This window comes from Flavobacterium cupriresistens, from assembly GCF_020911925.1.
GTDB lineage: Bacteria > Bacteroidota > Bacteroidia > Flavobacteriales > Flavobacteriaceae > Flavobacterium > Flavobacterium cupriresistens.
In genome coordinates this window covers 742,794-768,792 of the sequence record NZ_CP087134.1, presented here as the reverse complement: position 1 = coordinate 768,792, position 25,999 = coordinate 742,794, and the positions used below count along the sequence as shown (strand labels likewise).

Genomic DNA, 25,999 nt, shown 5'->3' with positions numbered 1-25,999 from the left:
AAATGTTTTTTTGTTGAAAACAAATATAACAAAAAAGGACTATAAAAAAACGGCATTAAACTAAAAGTCAATGCCGTTTTTGGTATTTATTTAGATTCTAAATATTAGAAATCATAACGTAATGTGAAGTTCCAAGTTCTTCCGAAACCAAAGAATACTTGGTTACCGTCAGCAATTCCTTTGTAAAGTCTGTTGTTAGAAGCATAAGTTCCTGCAGCAGCGTTTGAAGTTACATTGTCGCTTGCGAAAATGTTTGTTCTTGACTCAGCAATATAGATCTTATCAAACAAGTTGTTTACGTTTAATCTGAAGTTAACAGATTTGTCTTTGTTTTTTCCAGTTAACATCTTGTAAGAGAAACCAGCATCTACCAAACCGTAAGAAGGTAATTCTAATGCTCCTTTGTTTGTTGGAGAAGAGAAGTTAGTTGGGCTAATTCCTGCGTATAATTTATCATTAAAATTATAGTTAGCATCAATAGTTACTCGTGTTAAAACTTCATAAGAAGCTCCCAAAGAAGCTGTCATTTGAGCAGCATCACCAACTTTTACTTTGTCCATATAAACTGGTACGTCAGTAAATCCTGTAACTGGTGAGTTGTCTGCTTGGAAGTAAGCATTAACAGTTGCATTTCCTTTGTATTCCCAGATTCCATAAGAGAACATTGCGTTAACTTTTAGTTTTTCTGTAATATTAGAATTTGCTTCTATTTCAATTCCAGAGTGTACCTCGTTAAGACCTAGGTATTCTGTGTAAGTAGTGTTGTCGCTTGGTAATGCATTACCTTTTAAGTATCTGTCGTTCCAAGTAGTGTTGTAAACGTTTACTGTAGCGTTAAAAAGTCTTGAACGGAAACCGTATCCAGCCTCAAATCCAGTAATTTTCTCATTAGTAAGATTTGGGTTTACGATAGATCTGTTGTTAGGGTAAACAGAGTTAAAGAAAGGTTGTCTTGAGTAATAACCTGCATTAACATAAACATTGTTTTTTTCGTTAATGTTGTAGTTGGCACCTCCTTTTACGTTACCTCCAAAGATGTTTTTGTAGCTTGTAGAAGCTAATTTATCAGTTGGAAGATATACGAAGTCATCTTCTCTTTTAAATCCTTGTTGAGAAGCAGCTCCCTGAACAAATACAGTTAAATTATCTTTAGAGTATTCTAGTTGTGTAAAAAGACCTAACCATTTTACTTTTCCAGTACTGTTAAATGAAATTTTGTCGTACGATTTTTTGTCGAAAACATTCCATTGAACCTCTGTTGGGTAAGTACTTGTAAGGTGTCTTCCTGCTGGTTTTAAACTAGCAATGTTGTTGTCATAAAATTCACCTCCACCTAATAAATCATTTACTACTGTAAAGTGGTATCCTGTGTAAGTTCTTGCGTCAAGACCGAAATCAAGAGTTAAGGACTCCGTTAATTTTTTGTTCAAGTTGATTACAGCACCGAACCAGTCATGTGAGTTGATAGATGATGTTTGCGAAATACCTGATGTAGTATTGTAAACATAATTTGCCGCCGATGTCCCTGTTCTACCTGTTGAAGAACTGTTTTGGTAAACACCACCAATTTGTGTTCTTGTTTGGTTTGCTCCGTTAAAGTTAACAGTTCCCTGACCAGAGTTCCATGCTTGTATTTTATCGTAGTCAACCATTCCATTAGGCAATAAAAATGCTGGACTGTTGTAGATTAATCCTCCAACACCACCAGTAGCACCAGCACCAGCACCACGACCCATAGAAGCGTAAAGCACTGTAGATAATTTTGTAGTTTCGTTGATTTTGTAATCCCAGTTAAAAGAAGCTACCGGCTTGTGGTAGTAATTTTTTCTGATGTTATATTCTTCACCATTTAAATATCCTGCATCAGCATTGTATCTGATGTTCGGATCGCTTAATGAACCATATTTTTGGTACGTTGCAATGGTAGAAACTGTAGATCTTTGACTATGTGATTGAGGAGCACCAGTTAAAGTAAACTGAAAGTCATGTTTGTTATTTTTAGTAGCGTATCCTAATGCAATAAAATAGTTTGTTCCTTCAAATTGAGTACCGTTGATGTATCCATCTCCCATTGTTTGAGATAATAATACAGAAGCAGAAAGTCCGTTTGCTAATTTTCCTGTATTGTATGAACCTTGAACTTTAAAGTTTCTTCCATTTCCAAAACCAGAAGAGAATGATCCACCTTCTTTTTTGTCTGAAGATCTAGTTACGATGTTGATCGTACCTCCAACAGAAGGAGTTGCAAGTTTAGAAGAACCTAAACCTCTTTGTACCTGCATAGCAGAAGTAACATCTGATAAACCAGCCCAGTTACTCCAGAATACAGAACCGTTTTCCATATCGTTAACCGGCATACCGTTAATCATAACGGCAATGTTTTTCTGGTCAAAACCACGAATATTGATTCTTGAATCTCCGAAACCACCACCTGATTTAGTTACATAAACAGAAGGAGTGTTTCTTAGGATTTCCGGAAACTCCTGAGTTCCAAGTTTTTCCTGGATTTCAGCAGCCTTAATTGTCGATACAGCAACAGGAGTTTTTCTGTCTTTTGCGATATCAACTACTGTACTTTTTACAACAATTTCGCTTAATTCGTTTGAATTACTTTCCAAAACGATTGCGCCTAAATTAGTTGTTGCGCCGTTTAAAACTGAAAATTTTAAGGTTTTTGAATCGTATCCTAAATAGGTAATAACCAATTCTCCCGTACTAGTTTTAACGTCGATTGTAAATTTACCATCGAAGTCTGTTGAAGTCCCATTAGTAGAACCTTTAACAGCAACATTCGCTCCAGGTAAAGTTGCACCCGCGTCGTCGGTAATAGTACCGGAAACTTTTCCTTGAGAAAATACGGTTGAAACTATCATGAACAAAAGTCCAGTAAGTAACCAATTTTTCATTGTCTTCATTTGTTATTAGTTTATTGTTTATTGTTTTTGGCAAAATTATAACAATTAAATCGGATAATGTTATCAAAATGTTAAGAAAAGCAAGTTTTGTATAATATGTTGCGTATTAAAATGATTTTTTCTTTTTGTGTTAAACAAAATGACTTTTTTTTGAATTTTAGGGGCTGTTTTTTGTTAAAATGATAATGTTTTTTACAGTGTTGTAGTCTAAAACGTTCAAAGTGGTGTTCAGATGGTCTGTTTGTGAGGTGTTTTATGCGAAAAAACGCCTTAATTTGTGTTAAATTAAAGCGTTTCAGTGTGTTATAAAGGAGTGTGAATTTACTTATTTCTTAAAAAATGATTCAATAAGAATGTAGTTGAACTGTCGTGCGTTTTTACAGTTTTAGTATTTATTTCATCTAATATAGAATTGGCGAGCTGTTTTCCTAATTCCACTCCCCATTGATCGAAGCTGAAAATATTCCAAATGATTCCCTGTACAAAAATTTTAAGTTCATATAAAGCAATTAAAGAACCTAATGATTTTGGTGTTAGTTTTTGAATCAGGATGGTATTCGTTGGTTTGTTTCCTGTGAAAACTTTGAACGGTTGTAAGTAAGCTGCTTTTTCCGGAGAAAGTCCTTGTTTGTCAAATTCTGCCTGAACCTGATCGGCGGTTTTTCCGTGTAACAAAGCTTCTGTTTGTGCAAAAAAGTTAGACATCAATTTATCGTGATGGTCTTCATTTCCGTATAAAGGTTTTACAAATCCAATAAAATCTGTTGGGATTATTTTTGTCCCTTGGTGGATTAATTGGAAAAAAGCATGCTGCGAATTCGTTCCCGGCTCTCCCCAGATGATAGTTCCGGTTTGGTAGTTTACCGGTTTTCCGTCGCGCCCGACACTTTTTCCGTTGCTTTCCATAGTTGCTTGTTGCAAGTACGGAGCTAATTTTTGTAAGTATTGAGTATAAGGAATCAGGGCTTCGCTCTCTGCTCCAAAGAAATTATTGTACCAAACGCTTAGTAAGGCTAGGGTTACCGGAATGTTTTCGTCAAATTCGGCGGTTTTAAAATGCTCATCCATTTCGTAAGCACCCTCTAATAAATCATTATAATTATCAAAACCAATGGCCAATGCAATGCTCAAACCAACAGCGCTCCACAAAGAAAATCTTCCTCCAACCCAGTCCCACATTGGGAAAACATTGTCAGGATTGATTCCGAATTCGGTTACTTTCTGGATGTTTGTCGATACTGCTACAAAATGTTTGGCGATATCTTCTTGTTTTGCCGATTTTAAAAACCATTCTTTTATGGTTTCAGAATTGGTTAAAGTTTCTTGTGTAGTAAACGTTTTAGAAACAATCAGAAAAAGAGTGGTTTCCGGATTTAACTTTTTGATTATCTCGTTTACATGATCTCCATCGACATTAGAAACAAAATGTAAGTTCAGATGGTTCTTGTAAAATTGTAAAGCTTCCACTGCCATAACCGGACCAAGATCAGAACCTCCAATACCAATATTCACGATATCAGTAAACGCTTTTCCTGTGAAACCTTTTCTTTGGCCCGATATAACTTCCTGAGTAAAGTTTTTTATTTTGTTTTTTACTTCATAAACTTCCGGTATTACATTTTCTCCGTCCACTTTTATTACGGCAGCTTCCGGAGCGCGCAATGCAGTGTGCAAAACGGCTCTGTTTTCTGTCAGGTTAATGATCTCTCCATTAAAATAATCCGCAATGGCATTTTTTAATCCAATAGAATTGGCCAGTTCCAGTAAAAGTGAGATCGTTTCGGAACTAACGTTGTTTTTAGAATAGTCTACTAAAAAGTCGTTCCATTGTAAGTTGAATTTTTCAACACGAGCAGTATCTTGTTGAAATAATTCCTGTATCGTAGTTTTATGAGTAGCGTTATAGTGGTTTTGCAGATTTTTCCACGCTTCAGTCCCGGTTGGGTTTGTTGTGTTTAAAGCCATTTTTTTGTTTAATTAAGGATAGGATTATCAAAAACAAAAATACTGAAATTAGTTTTTAATAGCTTAAAGCTTTGCAATTATATAACAATTAGTTACGAAAACGTTTTCCTGATTTTTAGTTTTTAATCCTGAAAAAGCGATGTCGATAAAGTGTTAAACAAATAAAGGTTAGACTCGTAGTGTATTTAAGCAATGTTTTTGTTTAAAATATTTTAGATCTTATTTTTGAATAGCTTCCTGCTTCAGTTGGAGGAATATAAGTAGTTCAAGATTTAATGACTTTAGCCGAATTATACACAGGTTCTTTCGGTTAAAGCCAATGATACACTTCTCAATCATTTACTTCCGGCTGAAGCTCAGTGTGATTAAGTTAAGATGTTTTTTCACGCAGATCCTGCAGATTTTGCGGATTTTTTATTTTGATCTGCTAAAATCTGCGTGAGACTTTTTTTGAGAATCACTAACTTAATGATGTTGGGCTTTAATCCAAAACTGTACTTAAGATTTTGGCTAAAGCCTCTTTATTCAACCTTACGTTACCGTTGGTTAAAACCAACGGCTATTCAAAACCGTATTGCTTATTTGTAACAGAAAAGACTAATCTTAGTGGTGATAAATGATGTTTGCAATAAAAAACTCTCGCGATTTGTTGAAAGTTCTACTAATAAATTGTTATGTATGAATTTCAACTTTATAATTTACAGTAATTGGAATAATTTTTAATGACTTGTTTTCTAAATGCACTGCAGGTAGGTCAGCTTTATTTTTATTTGAATTTTATGGTTATTATAAAATAGTGTGGAATTTTAAAATGTGTTCCAAAGTTTTCCGGTTTGATGTCAGATTGGGCTACTTCGCAATAAGAGCTTGAACCGTCTTTGTGGATGGTTGGAGTGATTAATGCAAGGAGTGGGATTTCCGGGTTATTGCTAATATCAAAGTTTAGTTCTTTTTTGCTGCCAAAGAAATCTTTCAGCGCATAATCTTCAAAAGGGCTTTTTAGTTTAAAATAAACTGTTTTGCTTCCTAATTGAGTGCCTTGTACATATATTTTTACTTTTTTATCTGTTGTTTTAAAGAAGAACTTTAAGGATTCTTTACTTGATTTTAATTTGAAGTAATCATCATTTCCATAAGTGTCAAAAAGGCTGTAAGTATGAGTGAGTTTTCCTTTTGTAAATTCCTGAAGACTTATTTCGTAATGTTTTCCTTTGAGATTTTCGCCTTCAAAATGGAGTTGTTCAATATAAATATCGTCAAAATCCAATAAATTCTGAATGTCATTATTTTCACTTCCGTAATTGGCGGTAAGTTTGATTGTGTTTTGGCTAAAAATAAAGTTAGAGAATAGCAGCGCAAATAACAAAGCAGTTTTTAATTTCATAAATTGATTTTTGAAAAATGGTTGTGAAGTTTTTAGATACGATTTGAATTAATTAATAAAAAAAGAACAAAGACCGATATGACATCGATTTTTGTTCTTTTTAAATTTTATTTAGATTTAAGAAATGATATTTGATTCTGCTTTAGAAAACGTTGTTACAAATTCCCAATGCTGTCCAATTCTCTTTTTAGCGGTTCAGTTTGTTTCATGAAACGGGTTCTGTCGTTTCCGGTCAAAGATTCTCCGGTTGGTAAATTAAGTCGAAGGGCATCTACCTGAACGCCATTTTTCCAGAAACGGTAGCAAACATGAGGTCCTGATGCAAGACCGGTACTTCCTACTAAGCCTATTTTTTGTCCCTGTGTTACACGTTGACCACGGCGCACTAAAATTCTGGACATGTGTAAGTATTGAGTAGAGTAGGTTCCGTTGTGTTTTACTTTTACAAAGTTTCCGTTTCCGGCTGTATATCCTGTTGCTTCAACAACTCCGGATGCCGTTGTAGAAATCGGAGTTCCGGTTGGAGCGGCATAATCGGTTCCTTTGTGTGCTTTCCAGGTGTGTTGCACGGGATGGAATCTGTTCATAGTAAAACGAGAAGTGATTCGGCTGAATTTGATCGGTGTTTTTAAGAAAAAGTTTTTCAAGGTTCTTCCCTGATCATCATAATATTCTATTTTTCCTGAAAGCGTGTCCTTCTCAAACGGAAAAGCATAAATAATTTTTCCTTTATATTCAAAAAAAGCAGCTTCCAGCTCTTCAACTCCGTCGTAAACTTTATTGTTTATAAAACGTTCCGTGAAGATGAGTCCGTAACGATCTCCTTTTTTGAGTTTAAAAAAGTCAATGGACCACGAGAATACTTTGGTGATTCTGCTGGCAAGGGCTGTTTCAACACTTTCATTTCCTAAAGTTTCGGATAAAGAGCTTTTTAAAACACCACCAATAATTTTACGTTTTAGTGTAACGGGTTTTACTTTTTTATAAGCTTTTGCGATGCTGTCTCTGAAATCAACGACATAATAGGTCAAGGCATCGGGCTGATAAATAAAAACCTGAAGGTTGTTTGTTTTGTTTTTGGATCGAAGTAGCGTATAAGGTTTGTTATAACGGATGCTTCTTACGTTAAAAGAATCTTTGATCTGTTCTACAATGTCATACACTTTTTTATCTCCAATATTTTGACCTTGGAAGATAGATCCAAAAGAATCTCCTTTTTGGATGGTGTCGTGAATAACATTAAAATCAGTGTAATTAAAACCAAATTCAACTTTTTTAGCTTTTGGTTTGGTAATTTTGGTTTCGACTTTCTCTTCTGTTTTTTTACATGAAAATATTGAAAACAATATTATAATAATTACGACTGCTTTTTTCAAACTTTTATTTTTTTACTGGGAAATTAAACGATGGTTTCGTTACCCCAATTGGACAATTCTTCTTCGGTCCACAATTTAGGAAAAAAGATGCGTCTTTGGTATTTTGGATGCATATATTTTTGCCAATCGCTTCCGCCCGTAGCTTCTCCATTGCCTTTTCCGCTTTCCAGTATGTATTTTCTTGCAGTATTAAGGTGTTGCATAACCCAGGTAATATTAACCGTATGGTCGTAATGACGCATCGCTTGAATTAGTTCCGGATTCAGTTGGTCTTCTTCAGGTAGCTGAGTAAATTTTTGCCAGATGTTTTTTGTTTTAAATGTAGTGATTTGACGTAAAAACTGTTCCTTGTATTTGTTCTCGAATTCCTGTAGTAAGTACGACTTTTTGCCTGTTTGGTAATCTTTTCCTGCGGCCTGCCAATACAAATGTTCGAAACTGGTTTCTAAATCGGTATTTTCGTCAAAGTTGGCTTTGTATCTGCGATCTGTTAGATTGATTACATCGGTAGAAGCAAATTCAATTAAGCGGTATTGTGCACTTTGAAAACCACTTGCGGGAGTAAGAGTGTTTCTGAATTTCATGTATTGCTCGACCTCCATTCCGTTTTCCATAATGCTGAAGGAATTGGTCAGCATGTCAAAATAACGAGTGATTCGGGATAGTCTTTCACTAAAAAAAGCAACCTGAATGTTTTCGGTATCCGCAATCTGGTCAATTTCCCATAAGATCATTTTAAAAATCAACTCATTTACCTGATGGTACATGATAAATACCATTTCATCAGGAAGGGTAGTGCGTTGTGTTTGAAGACTTAAAAGAGCATCGGTCTGAATGTAATCCCAATAGGTGATTGGTTTTGACCAAAGCAAACCTTCAAGTTGAACTTCTGTTTTTTGATTTATAGCTTGAAATTTAAGATCAATTTCTTTTAAGATGGATTCCGTATTATCTGGGGTGTTCATTATTTTTTTGCTTTAAATGGATTTTTTAATCCTTTGTATTCGTCAAGATCTGCTTTAAGAGAACCTACGGCGAGGTCTGCTTTAATTCTAATCGGGACTTTGTTATTGTCGTCTGTGATCCAAAGTGTTAAACTTTCTTTTTCTTTGAATACTCTTCCTGTTTGTACAAGAGGCTTGAAGACCATTGTAGAAACGGTTCCAAATTTAGTCGTAATATCTTGACGGCCTATAAATTTTAACTTAAATTTTGTGATTTCATCATCAAAAAACATATCGATTGTAATGGAGTCGCCGGATTTAAGTTTGTCTATATTCGGATGATTTCTCAAGTAGTAAAAAGAGGAGACAATATCCTGAACAGCGTCAGTTGTTACAAGCGTTTTTTCGGTGTTGCGTTTGTAGTCTTTTACCAGAATTCTATTTTCATTTTGATTAAAAAAACCTTCCTGATTTTTGGTGTATCCGCCTTCGTTTATTTTTCTGACGTATCGATAGGGACTGCCGGTTTCTTTGTCAAAATAACTTTCGTATAAATCTTCGACTTTAAAAAAGAGTTTCGACATTCCGGTGGTGTAACCTTTGCCTACCGCATGAAACACTTTTTTGTTGTTTACCGTAGCATCTTTTATTTCTAAAGTTGCATAGCCGGCGTTTATGATTCCGTAATGAATTCTAAATTTGAAATATTCTCCAGTATCGAAGGCATCTTCTTTTTGAGAGTCGAAACTAAATGTAGTGAGAACTAATAGGATGAGGACTATTTTTTTCATAGTGCTAATTGACAGTTATTTATGAGGATAAATGCAAATTCTATTCCAAATGTACCAAAACAAAAAAACTCAGTCAAGGAATGACTGAGTTTTTATGCTATTAACTAACCAAAAAACTATAAATTATGAAATTTATATCAATTCGGAAGGAAACCACCCCTTCCTGATTTGCGAGTGCAAAGATAGATACAAAGTTCAAGAAATAAATAGTAAAAAGTGAGTTTAACATATCATTTGCATAAAAAGCATCGTTTTACAGAGAATTTTTTTGCATAATGTAAAAATAATGCATTTTTACAAAGTTCCTCGCAATTCCTGTTCTCTCTCGATTGACTCAAAAAGGGCTTTAAAGTTCCCTGCACCGAATCCTTTTGCTCCCATTCTTTGAATAATTTCGAAAAATAAGGTAGGTCTGTCCTGAACAGGTTTTGTAAATATTTGTAATAAGTAACCATCTTCATCGGCATCGACCATAATGGCTAACTTTTCAATTTCATTAATATCCTCTTTCATCATATCCATATGCACTCCTAATCTTTCAGGAATAGCTTGGTAATAGGTATGAGGTGGTGCAGACAAAAAGTCAACACCTCTTGCTTTTAATTCAGATACCGTTTTGATAATATCATCTGTAGCAATTGCGATGTGTTGAATTCCGGGTCCTCCGTAGAAATCTAAGTATTCCTCAATTTGAGATCTTTTCTTTCCTTCTGCCGGTTCGTTAATTGGGAATTTGATTCTTCCGTTTCCATTAGACATTACTTTACTCATCAAAGCCGAATATTCGGTATTGATTTGTTTGTCGTCAAAAGATAAGAAGTTTACGAATCCCATAACGTCTTCGTAGAATTTTACCCAGGTATTCATTTCATTCCAACCCACATTTCCTACCATGTGATCGATATATTTTAATCCTGTTGGCTCGGGATTGTAGTCCGATTTCCATTCTTTATAACCCGGTAAGAAGATACCGTTGTAGTTTTTTCTTTCTACAAAAATATGAACTGTTTCTCCGTAGGTGTAAATTCCCGAACGAATCACTTCTCCAAATTCATCTGACTCAACAGTTGGTTCCATAAAAGAACGGGCACCACGTTTCATCGTTTCTTCATAAGCACTTCTGGCATCTTCAACCCATAAAGCGGCAACTTTTACACCGTCACCATGTTTTTTAAGATGTTCGTGTATTGGAGAATCCTGTGTTAATGGAGTCGTAAGAACAATTCTGATTTTGTCTTGTTTCAAAACATAAGAAGCTTTGTCTTTTACTCCTGTTTCCAATCCTGCATAGGCTAATGATTGATAACCGAAAGCCGTTTTATAATAATGTGCTGATTGTTTTGCATTTCCTACGTAGAATTCTACATAATCTGTTCCTAATAAAGGAAGGAAGTCTTGTGCTCCTTCGAAGATTTTCTCTAATCCGTATTCTACTGATTTTACTTCTTTACTCATGTTTTCTATGTTTTTTTCTTCGAAGTTTGAAGTTCGAAATTGTTTTTTTTGATTTGTTTTTTTAATAGCCAAGGATTACTAATATTCATCAGCAAGGATAATATAACCCTTGCGGCCTTTGCGTAAATTCTTAGCGCACTTTGCGGTTAAACAGGTTACGTCTTATTTTACTCCGTCCAGGATTTGTAATACTGACCATCGTCAAGACCCATGGCTTCTTCCGTAACCATAAGTGGTCTGAAAGTATCAACCATAACGGCTAATTCCTGCGTTTCTTTATGACCAATACTGCGTTCCATTGCGCCCGGTGCCGGACCATGCGGAATTCCTTTTGGATGTAAAGTGATATGACCCTGCTCAATATTATTACGGCTCATAAAATCACCGTCAACATAATACAGCACTTCATCTGAATCAATGTTACTGTGGTTATAAGGTGCCGGAATTGCTTTTGGATGATAATCGTAAAGTCTTGGACAGAAAGAGCAAACAACAAAAGTAGCTGTTTCAAAAGTTTGGTGTACCGGTGGCGGTTGATGCACACGTCCGGTTATAGGTTCGAAATTATGAATGGAGAATCCATAAGGGAAATTGTAGCCGTCCCATCCAATAACATCAAATGGGTGTGTGGCGTAAACAACTTCATGAATCATTCCTTCTTTTTTGATTTTAATTAAAAAATCACCTTTTTCATCGTGTGTTTCCAACTCGTTTGGCAAAATAAAGTCTCGTTCGCAAAATGGCGAATGCTCTAAATGCTGACCCGATTGGTTTTTATAACGTTTTGGAGTGTAAAAAGGAGAATAAGATTCGACATAAAAAAGTCGGTTTTCGGTAGTCTCAAAATCTATTTGATAGATAACTCCTCTTGGAATAATCAGATAATCTCCATATTCAAAAGGAATATTACCCAGCATCGTACGTAACTTTCCTTTTCCTTTATGGATGAAAAGCATTTCGTCGGCATCGGCATTTTTATAGAAATAATTTCGAAGTGATTCTTTAGGAGCTGCCAAACCAATAATACAGTCTTTATTGACCATCATTGCTTTACGACTGTCTAAAAAATCATTTTCCGGTTTTAATTCAAATCCTTTAAATAGTAATGATTTTATATTTTTTCCGATTGCAATTTTAGGTTCAACCGAATAAGAATTTAAAATTTCTTTAACCTGCGTTGGTCTGTGAACATGATAAGACAAAGAGGAATGTCCGTGAAAACCTTCAGTTCCGAATAATTGTTCGTAATAAAAACCTCCGTTTGGTTTCTCGAATTGGGTGTGTCTTTTTTGAGGAAAATCTCCAAGTTTGTGGTATAATGGCATCGTTTTTCAATTAGATAATTTATAAATTAGATAATTAGAAAATGTAAATTGTGAACAGATAACTAGCTCATTTTCTAAGTTGGCTAATTATTCAATTCGATAGCATTACTCCGGATTTCTCTTAATAAGAAATTGAAGATACTCCAATAAACCTGTCCATTCTGTTTTCATTATAACAAATGTCGTAATTTTTATTGATTTAAATTACAAATTAAAATAAAAATCCAATACTAAACCAAGTAAAATTCTTTGACATCTCAGGAGACCAAGAATGTTTAATTTCGATAGGACCAATAATGGTTTCGAGTCCGTAACCTACGGCATAGCCTGAATATTTGGGCATTGAGATCCAGTCTGTCGTGGTGAAAATATCATCACCAAGGTTGGCAAAATTAGCTGAAATATTAACGTGGTTCTTTTTAAATATTTCATAATCAACGGTCAGATCTGCTTTTATGTAACTGTTTCCGGTTATGCTTAAGAAGTCGTATCCGTAAAAATAATTGAAGTTGTTTATTTTGTTAAAGCCGTATCCTCCAAAAATATAATCGAAAAAAGGAACACTATCACTGCCAATATTAAATCCGGCATCCGTTCCGATTTTGAAGGTCGCTTTTTTATAAAGTGTGCCAGCAAAGGCAATTTCGGCCTTTGCAGTTGAGAAAGGCTTGAATGCTTTGGTGTAATTGGAAGATGTTAAATAGGTTTGCAGGTCGGTAGAAAAATACAATCCCGAATGAGGAAAGCTTTTGTTGTCAAAAGAATCATATTTCAGATAACCAAAAACACTGAGGTAGTTACTTTTTTCAATAACCTGCTCTATGTCTGCAAGAGTTGGGGAACTTATTTTTAAATATTTGTATTCTAAACCTCCGCCCATGAGAAACTTTTGGACAAAGATCGTTTGAAAATAAGCTTGATTAGTCAGGTCGGTAAAATCTACGTTGATCTGATTTGTTTCCACATTTTCTTTTGGAAGATTGTTAAAATTACTAGTAACGTTTCGGTTGAACTTGTTTAATCTGGAACGAAATCCAAAGCTGATGTTGAAACCGTTTTCAACATAATAATTAAAATCATATCTGAAATTATCTCCTAAAATAATGTCCAGAGAAGTGACATCATTTTTCAGTAATGTCTTTTTATGGGTAAGGTTCAGCAAAATGCCACTTTTGTAAAGACCATCATAGTGCAAACCAAGTTTTAGAAAAGTTTGCGTTGGATTTTCCTGTAAAGTAAGGTCTAAATCGTCCTGATCTCCGTCTGGTTCTAAACAATATGAAATTGTGCTAAAGTTTTGCGTAGCGTTCAGATTGTTTATTCCCGTTTTCAAATCGTCGTATGTTATAGTACTTCCGGGTTTAAAACGGAGTTTACCCCGAATGTATTCTTTAGTGTAATTGTCTAGTTTGTCGTTGTTTATTTTTTTTATTTGAAGGGTGTCCGTGCCTATTTTTAATTTTGGTTTTTTATAAAAATGATTTTCGTCGGTTAACGATTTGATTTTTTCGTAAACGGCAAAGGCTGCTTCTTCTCCTTTTCGGATTATTTCTTCTCCTTTATCAAACGAAACCACACCATAATCGCGGATGTCGGGTCTGATGTAAATATCGGTATCCTTTATTTTGCTTTTCATTTTATCAATCGATTGGAGATTGGTAATCTGAACTAATATTCGGGTTGCATTTTTAAGGCCTTTTCGATTTAATAAATCATCCTGAACATCGACCCCAATAATAATATCGGCGCCAAGGTTTCGAACTTCTTTTATAGGATAATTGTTGACAACTCCACCATCTACTAATAATTTTCCGTCTATTTCTACAGGAGTAAATAAGGACGGAAAGGCGGCACTTGCTACCATTGCCTGAACGAGATTCCCTTTATTAAGTAAAACCTCTTCACCTGTTTCGATATTCGTTCCAATACACAGGAAGGGTGTTGGTAGTTTATTGAAATCGCGAATATGACGTACATTTCGTGTCAGACTGCTCAATAAATTATAATTGTACATTCCTTTTGAAAGTGCTTCGGGAATACCAATTCTGAAATTACTAAAGGGTAAAATAATAGCATATAACTCGTCATTCTTTTTACCATAAAAGTTTTTTGACGAGCGCGGAATATAGTCGTTTATTAATTCGTCGAAATTGGTCTTTTTGAATATCGAATCAATTTGAGCAGCGTTGTAACCGGAGGCATAAAGACCACCAATTACAGATCCCATACTGGTTCCTCCGATATAGTCAATCTTAATTCCGGCTTCTTCCAATACTTTCAGAACACCAATATGAGCAAATCCTTTGGCACCACCACCACTTAAAACCAAACCAATTTTGGGTCTTCTGACCGTGTCTTGTGTCGCTTTTTTTTCGTTTTCCTGAGAAAAAGAGCTTTGAGTATTTAGAAACAAGCATATAAAAAGAAGCAACGGCACATTCCAGATTGAAATGGAAGGCTGTTGGAGACGTAAAAATCTTTGTGACTGAGTATTTGAAATGGACGGCTGAATTGGGCGCATAAAAAATAACTAGTTGGTTTTGTAAAAGTCGACAATTTTTTTGGCTTTTGATACTCCTATTACATCTGATATTTCTTTTTCTGTAGCCAGTTTTAATCTTTTAACACTTTTGAAATGTTGAATTAACGTGAGCATGGTTTTTTCGCCAATACCCGGGATGCTTTCTACAGAAGAGTTTAGTGCTGCTTTACTGCGTTTATCACGATGAAAAGTAATACCAAATCGGTGCGCTTCATTTCGCAATTGCTGGATTACTTTTAACGTTTCTGATTTTTTATCTAAGTATAACGGGATCGAATCTCCGGGATAGAATAATTCTTCCAGACGTTTTGCAATTCCGATAATGGCAATTTTTCCTCTTAATCCTAACTCGTCAATACTTTTTAGAGCGGCAGATAATTGTCCTTTTCCACCGTCAATAATGATAAGTTGTGGCAAGGGTTCGTTCTCGTCCAGTAAACGTTTGTAGCGGCGGTATACAATTTCGGTCATCGAAGCAAAGTCATCAGGGCCTTCCACCGTTTTCACATTAAAATGGCGATAGTCTTTTTTGCTGGCTTTTCCATCTTTAAAAACAACGCAGGCCGCAACAGGATTTGTTCCCTGAATGTTCGAGTTGTCAAAACATTCGATGTGGCGTGGTTCAGTCGGTAACCGTAAGTCTTTTTGCATTTGTGCCATGATACGGTTGGTATGGCGGTCGGGATCTACAATTTGCAATTGCTTGAGCTGTTCTATGCGGTAGAATTTGGCATTTCGAATCGATAAATCCAAGATCTGCTTTTTATCTCCAAGTTGAGGAACAGTTGTTTTTATTTTTTCTCCCAAATCAATTTCAAACGGAACAATAATTTCTTTGGATAGTAATTGAAAGCGTTCCCTAAGTTCAATAATGGCAAGTTCTAATAATTCTTCGTCGCTTTCGTCCAGTTTCTTTTTCATTTCTAAAGTATGTGAACGAATAATCGATCCATGAGAAATCTGGAGAAAGTTGACATAAGCCGCACTTTCATCCGATACAATAGAAAAGACATCTACATTGGTGATTTTTGGATTTACAATAGTCGATCGCGACTGGTAATTTTCCAGAACTTCTATTTTTTCTTTTATTTTTTGTGCTTCTTCAAAATGCAAATTCTGCGCATATTGGGTCATCAGACGTTTGAAATCTTTCATGCTTTCCTTGAAATTTCCTTTCAGAATTTCACGAATAGCATCCAGCTGTTTTTGATAGTCCTCTAAAGATTGCAATCCCTCACAAGGGCCTTTGCAGTTCCCGATGTGATATTCGAGACAAACTTTAAATTTTCCTGAATTGATGTTGGATTCACTCAAATCATAGTTACAGGTTCGCAACGGGTACAACTCTTTGATTAAATCCAAAATGGTGTGCACTGTTTTGAAACTGGTGTAAGGACCAAAATATTCGGAACCATCTTTGACCATTCTTCGGGTAGAGAATATTCTCGAAAAAGATTCTTTTTTTATACAAATCCAAGGATAACTTTTGTCATCGCGCAACAACACATTATACCGCGGTTGCAAGGTTTTGATTAAGTTGTTTTCTAACAAAAGCGCATCGGTTTCGGTTGGAACCACGATGTGTTTTATCGTAACAATTTTTTTTACCAGTACATTTGTTTTGGCAGTATCGTGAATTTTATTGAAATAAGAAGAAACCCTTTTTTTTAAGTTTTTGGCTTTTCCAACGTACAATATTTTCCCGTCTTTGTCATAATATTGATAAACACCGGGATTGTCCGGCAAGGTTTGGATTTGAAGATCTAAAGACGGTTTTTGCATTCTGTTTTTATTACTGAAGATTGTTGCGAAACTTTTTCAAAAAGCGTTCCGATTTTGAAAATAAGCTAACATTGATTTAGTTTCAAATTTACGAAATCAAAAGAATAATTTCTATATTTAGATTTTATAATTCTATATGAAAAATAACACGCCCATTATCATTTTTGGTGAGACGATCCTGCCGGGAGAAAGCAGAACCATAAATGTCGAAATCGCCAGATTGCATACCACTACAAAACTTAATATTCCCGTTATTGTCCGTCGTTCAAAATTAGAAGGCCCTGTGGTGTTATTCTCTGCCGGAATTCATGGAGACGAAATTAATGGTATCGAGGTGGTTAGACAGTTAATTAGTAAGCGAATTAATCGACCAAGTAGAGGAACTATTATTTGTATTCCGGTTATTAATATGTACGGTTTTGTAAATAAATCACGTGAATTTCCCGACGGACGTGACTTGAATCGTGTTTTTCCGGGAAGTAAAAAAGGTTCTTTGGCCAGTCGTTTTGCTTATAATATCGTAGAACATATTCTTCCGATTATAGATTATGCGGTAGATTTTCATGCAGGAGGTGCCAGTCGTTTTAATGCACCGCAGATTAGAATTACGGAGAATAATCCCGAGTTGAAGGTTTTGGCCGATGTTTTTAATGCGCCATTTACCTTGTACTCTAAAAATATTAGCGGTTCTTTTCGAAATACTTCTGAAAAAGCCAATGTCAAAATGCTTCTTTTTGAAGGAGGAAAATCATTAGATATCAATAACGAAGTGGCCAATGAGGGGGTGATGGGAGCGAAGCGCTTGCTTCATTATTTAAAGATGCTCGATGCAAAACAAATAGTAGAAGAAGCAGAGGATCCTTCGATTTATATTAAACATTCTGTTTGGTTGCGGGCGAAATGTTCGGGTTTGTTGCATGACTTTAATATGATTGGCCGATTTGTAACTAAAGGAACAATTTTGGCCATAATTACAGATCCCTTTGGTAAATTTGAACAAAAAGTAAAAGCGCCTCACGACGGATTTATAATCAATGCCAATCATTCGCCGATTGTTTACGAAGGTGACGCGATTTATCATATGTCTAAAAATTTCCCCGATCATGTCGACGAATAAAAAAGAACTAAGAATACAGTATAAAAATTTCCGCAAAGAGTTACCCCTTGATGTTGCTGAAGATAAAAGTCTGGCCATCGCCAATAATCTAATCGAACTGCCTATTTGGAATAAAACGTATTTCCATGTTTTCCTTCCCATCGAAGAGCAAAAAGAAGTAAATACCGAATATATTTTGCATTTGCTTTCCGGGAAAGACAAAGAAATCGTGGTTTCTAAAAGTGATTTTGAAACCAGAGATATGACTCATTTTTTATTGACCGATAATACCAAAATCAAAAAAAACGAATACAATATTCCCGAACCGGTAAATGGTTTGCCTGTGGCAGCAGAAATGATAGAAGTTGTTTTTGTGCCGCTGCTTGCTTTTGATCTTGTGGGAAATCGTGTTGGGTACGGAAAAGGCTTCTACGATAAATTCTTAGCAGCATGCAAACCCGAAACCATCAAAATTGGACTTTCTTTCTTTGAGGCGGAAAACCTGATTGAAGACGTTTTTGAATTAGATATAAAATTGAACTATTGCGTTACACCAGAGAAGGTATATACGTTTTAAGGGTTACTGTTTTTTTTTAACCATATAAGTTATAGAAGTAAATATAAGTTTGGCTGCTTGTTTGTGGGAATGGCTAAGCAAGTAAATATAAGTTTAGTTGCTTGGGTAATGCCGACAATTTAGAAAACAGGGACTTACATGCTCTTATATAACTTATATGGTTAAAAAAAGTTATTTTACTTTGATAGTTGAAGCATCGATCCAGCTCTCAGTTCAGTCCGCTCTTCGTTGAAAGGACAAGATTGCGCAAAATAGGAGTAGGTGCTAATTCTTTATATAAGAAAATATAAATTTGGCTAACTGTGGTGAGCGCTAACACTTTTAAAAAACCAATACTTAAATGCTCTTATATAACTTATATGGTTTAAAAAAAAGTTATTTTACTTCTTTAATAGTTGTAGCATCAATCCAGCCTTCACTTCCGTCTGTTAATTCTATTTTTTTCCAGCTTCCTACTGTTTCCATAACATAAACTTTTGCTCCTTCGTGCAATAGGATAATTGCAGAGCCTGCTTTTTGAGGTTCGCTTCTTACTTCACTCATTTCAGAAAAAACAATGGCAGGACGGTCATTATCAAAATGGCTTTTTTCAGACATTCCGGCTGTAACACTTAAGACTAAAGCAATCAAAAGAACAAACATTCCGATGAAATAGATTCTTTTTGAAAGGGTAAGTTGTGAGAAATAATACCCGATAAAACTTAGTAAAAAGGCGAAAGCAATTCCAACGGCAATTTTTGCCCAGGTATTGTAGTTAAAAATACCCGTAAAATTCTGAATGAGTTTGGCAAAACCAACTTTTGGAACTTCTTTGATTTCGTCAATTGTCAGTTTTTTGGCGAACTTTAAATTGTTTAAAGTCTGTTCGTCATGCGGTTTTAGAACCAATGCTTTTTCATAATTGTATATAGATGGCGCTACTTTGTTGAGTTTGTAATAACTGTTGGCCAAGTTAAAATACAATTCAGCCGATTGCAGTTTGTCTTCCTTAATAACGTTTTCATATTCTTCTACCGCTTGCTGATATTGGCCTTTTTGATACAAAACATTTCCTTTTTCGAAGCCATTCTGGGCAAAGAAAACCTGGGAGATTAATAAAAAGACGTAAAGTATATTTTTCATTTTATGTTCTTTATTGTAACAATAATTTAAACCGTTCGAACTGGCATGCGGTCCATTGTTAGCTAATTTCTTAGTGTACTGCTGTAAGCGTTAAACAATTTGTTTCTCTAATTCAGAGATAATCAAAACGGCTCTGTCATAATCCTGTTGAATTGAAGTGCTTGATGCCGGAGCATATCGCGCAAATTCACAGTTTTCTGTTAGGTTGATGAAATTCTGTACCGATTCCGGATTGGCATTTCGGGATAATAATAACTCCCTGATATTGTCTTTACTCATTTCTGAAGTCTCAATATGTAATTTGGCTTTCAGGAAATTGTGCATTGCTTTTTCAAGTGCAATATAAAAAGGCTCTTTATTAGCAAGCTGTTTTTTAGCTTCAGATAAATATTTTTTAGCCAGTTTATTGTTCATTTTAATTCTGTTTCCGGTTACGTCACCATCAATTGCTTCTTTTCTCTTCTTAGCCAAAATGATAATCGGCAGAATTACAAAAGGAAGGAACAACAATCCGTAATACAAATCCGAACCATAAAAGTCGTCTTTAACGATTGAAACTAATGTTGTTTTAGATTTGATGTATTTGAATTGTTCTGTTTTTGAAAGAACATTTTTCGATGCATTTGCGGTAGCACTTGCTTCAGCCTGCATAGGACCGTCTAAAACATCAACCATTATTTCTGATGAAGTAATCGTTTTATAAGAACCGGTATTCAAATCAAAATAAGAAAATTGCATTGGTTTGATCGCATATTTTCCTTTGTATTGTGGAATAATGGTATACTTATCAGATATTCTTCCGGACATTCCGTTCAACGAAGTGGTTACTTTTTCATCATGAACCGGATCGTACATTTCTAATGCATTTGGCACAACCGGTTTTGGCAGGGTAAACAATTTCATGTTTCCGTTTCCGGTGGCACTGACTACTAAGTCCAGACTTTCACCGTTTTTAAGGGTTGTTTTAGAAGGAGTAACTCTAAAGTCAAATTTACCTACAGCACCACTAAATCCTTCGGGTTTACTCGATTCTGGAAGTGGTCTTACGTTAATTGTTTTAGCGCCGGCTGATACGACTTTGTTCCCGTCAGAGAGAATCATTTGTCCAAACATATCACGACGATTTGTTGGAAATTGAACTCCAATATCTAAAGAGAGTGGCTCAATAGTTAGTCTTCCTGATTTTTGTGGATATAAAATAGTCTTCTTCAGTACAACAAAATAACATCTTTGCCCTTGATAGTTTCCTTCTTCAATAGACAACTGCTTCACATCTATATTCTGATTCCAGAAATCATTGTATTTGGGTTTGGCCAGCTCTTTAAAACCGGTTACTCCAATGTTGTTGAAATACAATTTATAAACCACTGTAATCGGTTCATTCAGATATGGGTTTGTTTTTGAAATTTCTGCTACCAGATTCAGTGTTTCGCTTCCGGATCCCTGTGGTCTGTCGTTAGGATCTCTCTCCTGAGCAACCGCATTGTTAACCGTTATTTTTATAGGGGATGTTTTATAGGTCTGACCATTATAATCTATAGAAGATTGTTTGATCGTAAGAGTTCCTTTTTGTGCCGGTTGTAGAATATAAGAGTAGATTTTCTGGAAAGAACTTCTTCCATTAACCCAAGACTGACTGACCTGCTGACTCGGTCCTGCTACGACTTTAAATCCGTCAAATGTAGGCTGATCGAAATTATCTCCGTCAACATTCATGATAAAGTCAATTCGAAGTCTTTCGTTTAGTCCAAGCGTGTTTTTACTTACTTTGGCTTCAAATTGAACTTGAGCCATAAGCCCTTGAAAAGTGAATAGTAATAGAATTAAATATCGTTTCATTAATTGTTTAACTGTTTAATCGCTTAATCGTTTAGCTGTTTATGTGTTTGGCTGTTTGGACGTTTAACTGTTTAATTGTTTATTTGGCAAATTAACAATCAAACAAATTAACGATTCAACTTATATTTACCAGTCTTTTTCGGTTTTTTTAGGACTTCCTTTTACTTTTTGAGCGTTTACTTTATCTTGAATTTTCTTCTCTTCGTTATTTACGGCATCTAATAAATTCTGAACACGTTCTTTTGAAATTCCGCCTGGCATTGGTTTTGGCTCTCCGTTGTTGTCGGACTTATCGTCTTTCTTCGGATCGTTTTTTCCGTCTTTTTTATCCTTGTCTTGATCGCCTTTGTCTTTTTTCTTCTGATCGTCTTTTCCGTCCTTTTTGTCTTTATTGTCGCCGTCTTTTTTCTGATCGTCTTTTTTGTCGTTCTTTTTATTCTTGTCCTTGTCGTCTTTGTTCTTGTCTTTTTTAGGCGGATTTTCTTTTAGCTTTTGCTTGGCCAATGCATAATTGTAACGTGTTTCATCGTCTGTAGGATCGTTACGCAATGCTTGTTTGTACGCTTCTACTGCCTGCGTATAATCTTTCTCTTTCATGAAGACATTTCCTATATTGTGAAAAGCCTTATGTTTGTCAGGTCGGGTTTTGGCATTCTTTATGGCTTTCGCGTAAGCCAGTTTTGCCTCAGAAGCCTGATTTTGTTTGTAAATAGTATTTCCTAAATTGTAAGAAGCAACACTGCGTCTTGGGAATTTAGATTCCGAAATTCTATAATTTGCTTCTGCATCAACAAATTTATTCTGCTTATATTCCTCATTGGCATCAGGCAATGTTTTGTCTTTCTCTTGAGCCGAAACCGCCAGAGAAACCGTTAGTAAAATATAAAGAAGTAAATTTTTCATTCTAATTTTTTTATTTTTTTTGATCCGATTTTAAACCGGAGCACTTATTTCTTTTCGTTAAATAAATTCAACTCTTTGATCCAATTTGTTTTTCTTTCTAAAAGGAAAATGTCAACAAACAGTAACAGGAATGCAAAACCAATAAACCATTGGAACTGCGATTGAAAATCCGCCATTTGCGTCGCTTCAAATTCTGTTTTCTGGATGTTATTCAGCGCATTTTTCACATATTCTAAAACCTCTTTGGTGCTACCGCCATAAATATAACCGCCTTTCGTAGCTTTAGCAATGGTTTTTAGCCCTTCCTGATTTAGTTTGGTAATCACCACCTGATCGTTGTTGTCTTTCTGGTAGCTTTGTATAACACCATTTACTTTTAAAGGAATGGTGCCTCCTTTTTCAGTTCCGATCCCGATGGTAATAATCTTCATCCCCATTTTATTGGCTTCTTCGGCTGCAGTTGAAGCGCCTTCAGAGTGGTCTTCTCCGTCAGAAATCAGAATTAATAACTTACTGGTTTTGCTTTTTTCATCAAAATAAGTCGACGATAATCGGATGGCTTCGTCAAGAGACGTTCCTTGTGAGGAGACCATGTCCGGAGTCATGCTTTGCAAAAACATTTTAGCAACGCTGTAATCGGATGTAATAGGCAAAACCGGGAAAGCACTTCCCGCATAGGCTACAATACCAATTCGGTCACTTCCTAATTGATTTATAATTTGCGAAACCAATTGTTTACTTTTCTCTAAACGATTAGGCGCCACATCTTCGGCAAGCATACTTTTAGAAACGTCAACGGCAAAAACAATGTCAATCCCTTCTCGTTTTACGGTTTCCATTTTGGTCCCGATTTTCGGATTCACCAGTCCGATAATTAAACAAAGAAGTGCCAAAAGAAGCACAACCAGTTTTAATACCGGTTTGAAAACAGAACGTTCAGGGCTCAGTTTTTTCACCATTTCCAAATCACCAAATTCGCGTTGTTTTTTTCTTTTCCAATACATATTGAAAAGAAAAACACACACCACAATCGGGAGTAAGAATAAAAGGTATAAATATTTTTTTTCGTCTAATTCCATAATTTTTTTAAATTCCAAATGAGAAATTCCAAATTCCAACCTTTGGATGGTCTCGAGGTTTAAATTCCAAGTTCCAACCTTTTAGATTGTCTCAAATTTTAAATTTTAATCGTTGTAAACTTCAATTTATAATTTCAATTTCAGATTCCAATTGGAATTTGAAATTTTTTAATTTTGCAAAAATTAAATGAAGCTTCTGTAAACCGTATTTCGTAAACCAATTTCTAACAGTAGTAAAAAGGCTGCGAGTAAAACAAAACTTCTGTATTTTTCGTCGTAATCGTAGAATTTTAATTCCTGAATTTCGGTGGTTTCTAATTTATTAATTGCATTGTATATCTGAGCTAATCTGTCGTTACTTGTTGCTCTGAAATAAGTTCCGTCGGTTTTTCTGGCAATGCTTTTCATTAATCGTTCGTCGATTTCTACTTTTTGCAGTTTAAATAAAAATCCGCCATTTGGCCCGTAAGCATATGGTGATTCTGCCATTCCGTTACTTCCAATACCCACGGTGTATACTTTTATTCCGTATTGTTTTGCGATATCGGCTGCTGTTTCAGGCTCAATAAAACCGGCATTATTTACACCATCGGTAAGTAATATAATAACACGGCTTTTTGCTTTACTGTCTTTAAGTCTGTTTACGGCTGTTGCCAGTCCCATTCCGATTCCGGTTCCGTCTTGCAGCGTAGTATCATATTTAATTCCTTTGATTGCTTCTAAGATAATTGCTTTGTCGCTTGTAACAGGTGTCTTCGTGTACGCTTCAGAAGCATATAAAACCAATCCGATTCTGTCATTAGGTCTTTCCCCAACAAAGTCAGCTGCTACTCTTTTTAAAGCCTCCATACGGTTAGGCTTTAAATCTTTGGCCAACATACTTCCCGAAACGTCAATTGCCATGACAATATCGATTCCTTTTGTTGTTTTAGTCTGATTACTTATGTCTACGGTACGAGGTCTCGCTAATGCAATAATCAAAGAAGATAAAGCAATCACTCTGAAAACATATAAAGACGGTTTTAGCTTTGTCAATAGTGAAGCACTATTTTTAAAACCGGCTGTTGAACTCATCTTTAAAGTTGCGGTCTGCTGGTTGCGTTTCCATAAAAACCAAATAATTGCAATTGGAATTAATAGAAACAGCCAAAAAAATTCTGGATTTAAAAAAGTTATCTTGCTCATTAGTTACCTGCTTTTCTAAGTTCAACAGAATTTAATATTCGGGTAGCGATATCGTTGGCATATTTATCGCCTTCTTCATGCAAAATCGTGATTTGTTGTAATCCTTGATCTTGTTTGAAAAGCAAAATTTCATAATAAGCTTTTGCACTTGTTTTGTCAACCGGATTTATAATGGTCATTGTTCCGTACCCTTTAAGTCCCTGAACACCTTCGTTGGTTTGAAAATCTTCTTGTTTTACGATTATATTTTGCCCGCCTTGCGCTTCGATTACTTTTAAAGAACCTTCTAACGTTTTGGCTAAATCCAGTTCAACCGGATTTTTGAATTTACTTGTAGAAACTGTAATATAGAAATTTTCAAGCATGCTTCCGTACGCAAAAAGTTGCATTTCTTTAATCAAAGCCATGGTCTCTTTTGGAAGCACTTTTTGAGCGTCCATACGTTTCAGGACTTTTGGAGTTTCAATTAAAATACCGGGATTTCCGTATTCGCTTTTTACCCATTCACCTTCTAGAAGCCCTTTAGTGGCTTTCATTAAAATGGTGTCTTTTACGGCAGTAAAACCTTTCGTAGCAATAAAGAATAGGGTTGTTGCAACTATTAGGGAAATAACAGAACCAATCGCTATTGTAATTCGCTTGTTGCGTTGTTTCTTTAATTGAAGCTTGATTTGTTTTTGTCTCTGTGCTTCATTTAAAATTTCATCTTCTTCAGTCGGAATTTCAGTCGGAATCGCATTGTCAAGTGTCAAAATCACTTTCTGGATTTTGTTTCGGTCTTCTGTAATTTCGAAGTCCAGTGGTTTAGATTTTGCAAATTTCACCAAATCCGCCTGACGTAAAACACGTTCTAAATTCTCAACCGTTTCAGGTGTCAGTGTCATTTTCTTTTTGGTAGAAGCAGTTCTGATTCCCTGTATTAATTCAGAAGTGGTACTTTCCATAGCAGGAATCTGAATGGCTTCCTCGATGTAATTACGAGCAATATCAGTTAGTTCGCTATAGTATTCTTTTACTTCTCCTTTTTGCCAAAGTTCTTTTTTCTCCAGATTGTTTAATAAGCTGGTCGCTTTTTCAATAGGAGTTTTGTAAATCTCTTCTTCGATTTTTTTCTGTTGACGTTTTTTCACAAACCAATACACAAAAACACCAATTCCGATTAGTAAAAGTAGTGCTAAAACGTATTTCCACCAATTGCCAAAACCACTGTCAATAGTGGTTATGTCTTTGATGTCGTACATCTTTTGCTGTAAAGTATCCACTTTTACATTGGCTACTTCAACCCGGATTGAATCGGTTAAGTAAGGTTTTTTATCAATTAAAATCTTGATGCTCGGAATGGTATATTTTCCCGAATCAAATTGGGTTAAACCGTATTTTTTGATCAGCTCGTAAGTGTCATTTTTCTTAACAGTATCAATTGGGTAGGATTCAATTACTTCTAAAGGTCCAATGTTTTTTAGTTTTGGAAAAACAACTTTAGATTTTGAACTCACTACTGTTTTAAGAGTTAACTTAAATTCAGCTCCAATTTTATTTTTTGTAGTATCAATACTGGTTTCAACCGGTTTGCTCTGCGCAAAAACAGTTGAAGAAAGTAAAAATAAAAATATGTAAAGTTTAAATTTCATTTGATTTATGATTTCAGATTTTAGTCTAAAATGAATGCTTAAAAATGGAACACGGATGATACAGATTTAAACGGATTTTTATTGGTGT

General features: G+C 35.3%; 18 protein-coding genes. 2 read left to right on the top strand and 16 right to left on the bottom strand.

The window, feature by feature from the left end; all coding sequences use genetic code 11:
• Positions 1–104 precede the first annotated feature (104 nt).
• The 10 genes from LNP23_RS03535 to uvrC all read right to left on the bottom strand — a co-directional run bounded on the left by LNP23_RS03535 (position 105) and on the right by uvrC (position 16,479).
• Positions 105–2,915: a TonB-dependent receptor gene (locus LNP23_RS03535; RefSeq protein ID WP_230003777.1), complete on the bottom strand. Its 2,811-nt coding sequence runs from the start codon at positions 2,913–2,915 to the stop codon at positions 105–107.
• A 321-nt stretch (positions 2,916–3,236) separates the two neighbouring features.
• Positions 3,237–4,880: a glucose-6-phosphate isomerase gene (gene pgi, locus LNP23_RS03530; protein ID WP_230003775.1), complete on the bottom strand. Its 1,644-nt coding sequence runs from the start codon at positions 4,878–4,880 to the stop codon at positions 3,237–3,239.
• A 766-nt stretch (positions 4,881–5,646) separates the two neighbouring features.
• Positions 5,647–6,264 carry a hypothetical protein gene (locus tag LNP23_RS03525; protein ID WP_230003773.1) on the bottom strand — a complete coding sequence of 206 codons (618 nt, stop codon included), beginning with the start codon at positions 6,262–6,264 and terminating at the stop codon, positions 5,647–5,649.
• Positions 6,265–6,419: 155 nt separating this feature from the next.
• Entirely contained in the window at positions 6,420–7,640 is a 1,221-nt protein-coding gene (locus LNP23_RS03520) for a M23 family metallopeptidase (RefSeq protein ID WP_047776681.1), read from the bottom strand.
• A gap of 23 nt (positions 7,641–7,663) precedes the next feature.
• Positions 7,664–8,605 (bottom strand): tryptophan 2,3-dioxygenase family protein, encoded by a 942-nt coding sequence (locus LNP23_RS03515; protein WP_047776683.1) that lies wholly within the window; start codon positions 8,603–8,605, stop codon positions 7,664–7,666.
• Positions 8,605–9,375: a DUF3108 domain-containing protein gene (locus LNP23_RS03510; RefSeq protein ID WP_047776684.1), complete on the bottom strand. Its 771-nt coding sequence runs from the start codon at positions 9,373–9,375 to the stop codon at positions 8,605–8,607. The genes LNP23_RS03515 and LNP23_RS03510 overlap by 1 nt, the downstream gene beginning before the upstream one ends.
• A 294-nt stretch (positions 9,376–9,669) precedes the next feature.
• Positions 9,670–10,830: a 4-hydroxyphenylpyruvate dioxygenase gene (gene hppD / locus LNP23_RS03505; protein WP_047776848.1), complete on the bottom strand. Its 1,161-nt coding sequence runs from the start codon at positions 10,828–10,830 to the stop codon at positions 9,670–9,672.
• A gap of 167 nt (positions 10,831–10,997) precedes the next feature.
• Positions 10,998–12,155, bottom strand: coding sequence for a homogentisate 1,2-dioxygenase (locus LNP23_RS03500; RefSeq protein WP_047776686.1), 1,158 nt, complete (start codon positions 12,153–12,155; stop codon positions 10,998–11,000).
• A 211-nt stretch (positions 12,156–12,366) separates the two neighbouring features.
• Positions 12,367–14,676, bottom strand: a complete 2,310-nt coding sequence (locus tag LNP23_RS03495; protein WP_230003771.1) for a patatin-like phospholipase family protein — start codon at positions 14,674–14,676, stop codon at positions 12,367–12,369.
• Between the two features lie 9 nt (positions 14,677–14,685).
• Positions 14,686–16,479 (bottom strand): excinuclease ABC subunit UvrC, encoded by a 1,794-nt coding sequence (gene uvrC, locus LNP23_RS03490; protein WP_230003769.1) that lies wholly within the window; start codon positions 16,477–16,479, stop codon positions 14,686–14,688.
• Between the two features lie 136 nt (positions 16,480–16,615).
• Here uvrC and LNP23_RS03485 point away from each other — a divergent pair, with 136 nt between their 5' ends.
• Both LNP23_RS03485 and LNP23_RS03480 read left to right on the top strand, forming a co-directional pair.
• Entirely contained in the window at positions 16,616–17,596 is a 981-nt protein-coding gene (locus tag LNP23_RS03485) for a succinylglutamate desuccinylase/aspartoacylase family protein (RefSeq protein WP_047776691.1), read from the top strand.
• Positions 17,583–18,152, top strand: coding sequence for a 5-formyltetrahydrofolate cyclo-ligase (locus LNP23_RS03480; RefSeq protein ID WP_230003767.1), 570 nt, complete (start codon positions 17,583–17,585; stop codon positions 18,150–18,152). The genes LNP23_RS03485 and LNP23_RS03480 overlap by 14 nt, the downstream gene beginning before the upstream one ends.
• Positions 18,153–18,527: 375 nt before the next feature.
• Here the strand turns inward: LNP23_RS03480 and LNP23_RS03475 are convergent, their stop codons facing one another.
• The 6 genes from LNP23_RS03475 to LNP23_RS03450 all read right to left on the bottom strand — a co-directional run bounded on the left by LNP23_RS03475 (position 18,528) and on the right by LNP23_RS03450 (position 25,911).
• A complete protein-coding gene (locus tag LNP23_RS03475) occupies positions 18,528–19,274 on the bottom strand; it encodes a tetratricopeptide repeat protein (RefSeq protein ID WP_230003765.1) in 747 nt (248 codons plus the stop codon).
• Positions 19,275–19,364: 90 nt separating this feature from the next.
• Positions 19,365–21,113 carry a BatD family protein gene (locus LNP23_RS03470; protein WP_230003763.1) on the bottom strand — a complete coding sequence of 583 codons (1,749 nt, stop codon included), beginning with the start codon at positions 21,111–21,113 and terminating at the stop codon, positions 19,365–19,367.
• 126 nt (positions 21,114–21,239) lie between these two features.
• The gene (locus LNP23_RS03465; protein ID WP_047776697.1) at positions 21,240–22,016 is read right to left on the bottom strand and encodes a tetratricopeptide repeat protein; all 777 of its coding nucleotides are present in this window, start codon (positions 22,014–22,016) and stop codon (positions 21,240–21,242) included.
• Between the two features lie 44 nt (positions 22,017–22,060).
• Positions 22,061–23,095, bottom strand: coding sequence for a VWA domain-containing protein (locus LNP23_RS03460; RefSeq protein WP_230003761.1), 1,035 nt, complete (start codon positions 23,093–23,095; stop codon positions 22,061–22,063).
• A gap of 183 nt (positions 23,096–23,278) precedes the next feature.
• Complete coding sequence (locus tag LNP23_RS03455; RefSeq protein ID WP_047776699.1) at positions 23,279–24,280, bottom strand: vWA domain-containing protein; 1,002 nt, start codon at positions 24,278–24,280, stop codon at positions 23,279–23,281.
• Positions 24,280–25,911 (bottom strand): phenylalanine--tRNA ligase subunit alpha, encoded by a 1,632-nt coding sequence (locus tag LNP23_RS03450; protein WP_230003759.1) that lies wholly within the window; start codon positions 25,909–25,911, stop codon positions 24,280–24,282. Before LNP23_RS03450 ends, LNP23_RS03455 begins: the two co-directional genes overlap by 1 nt.
• Positions 25,912–25,999 lie beyond the last annotated feature (88 nt).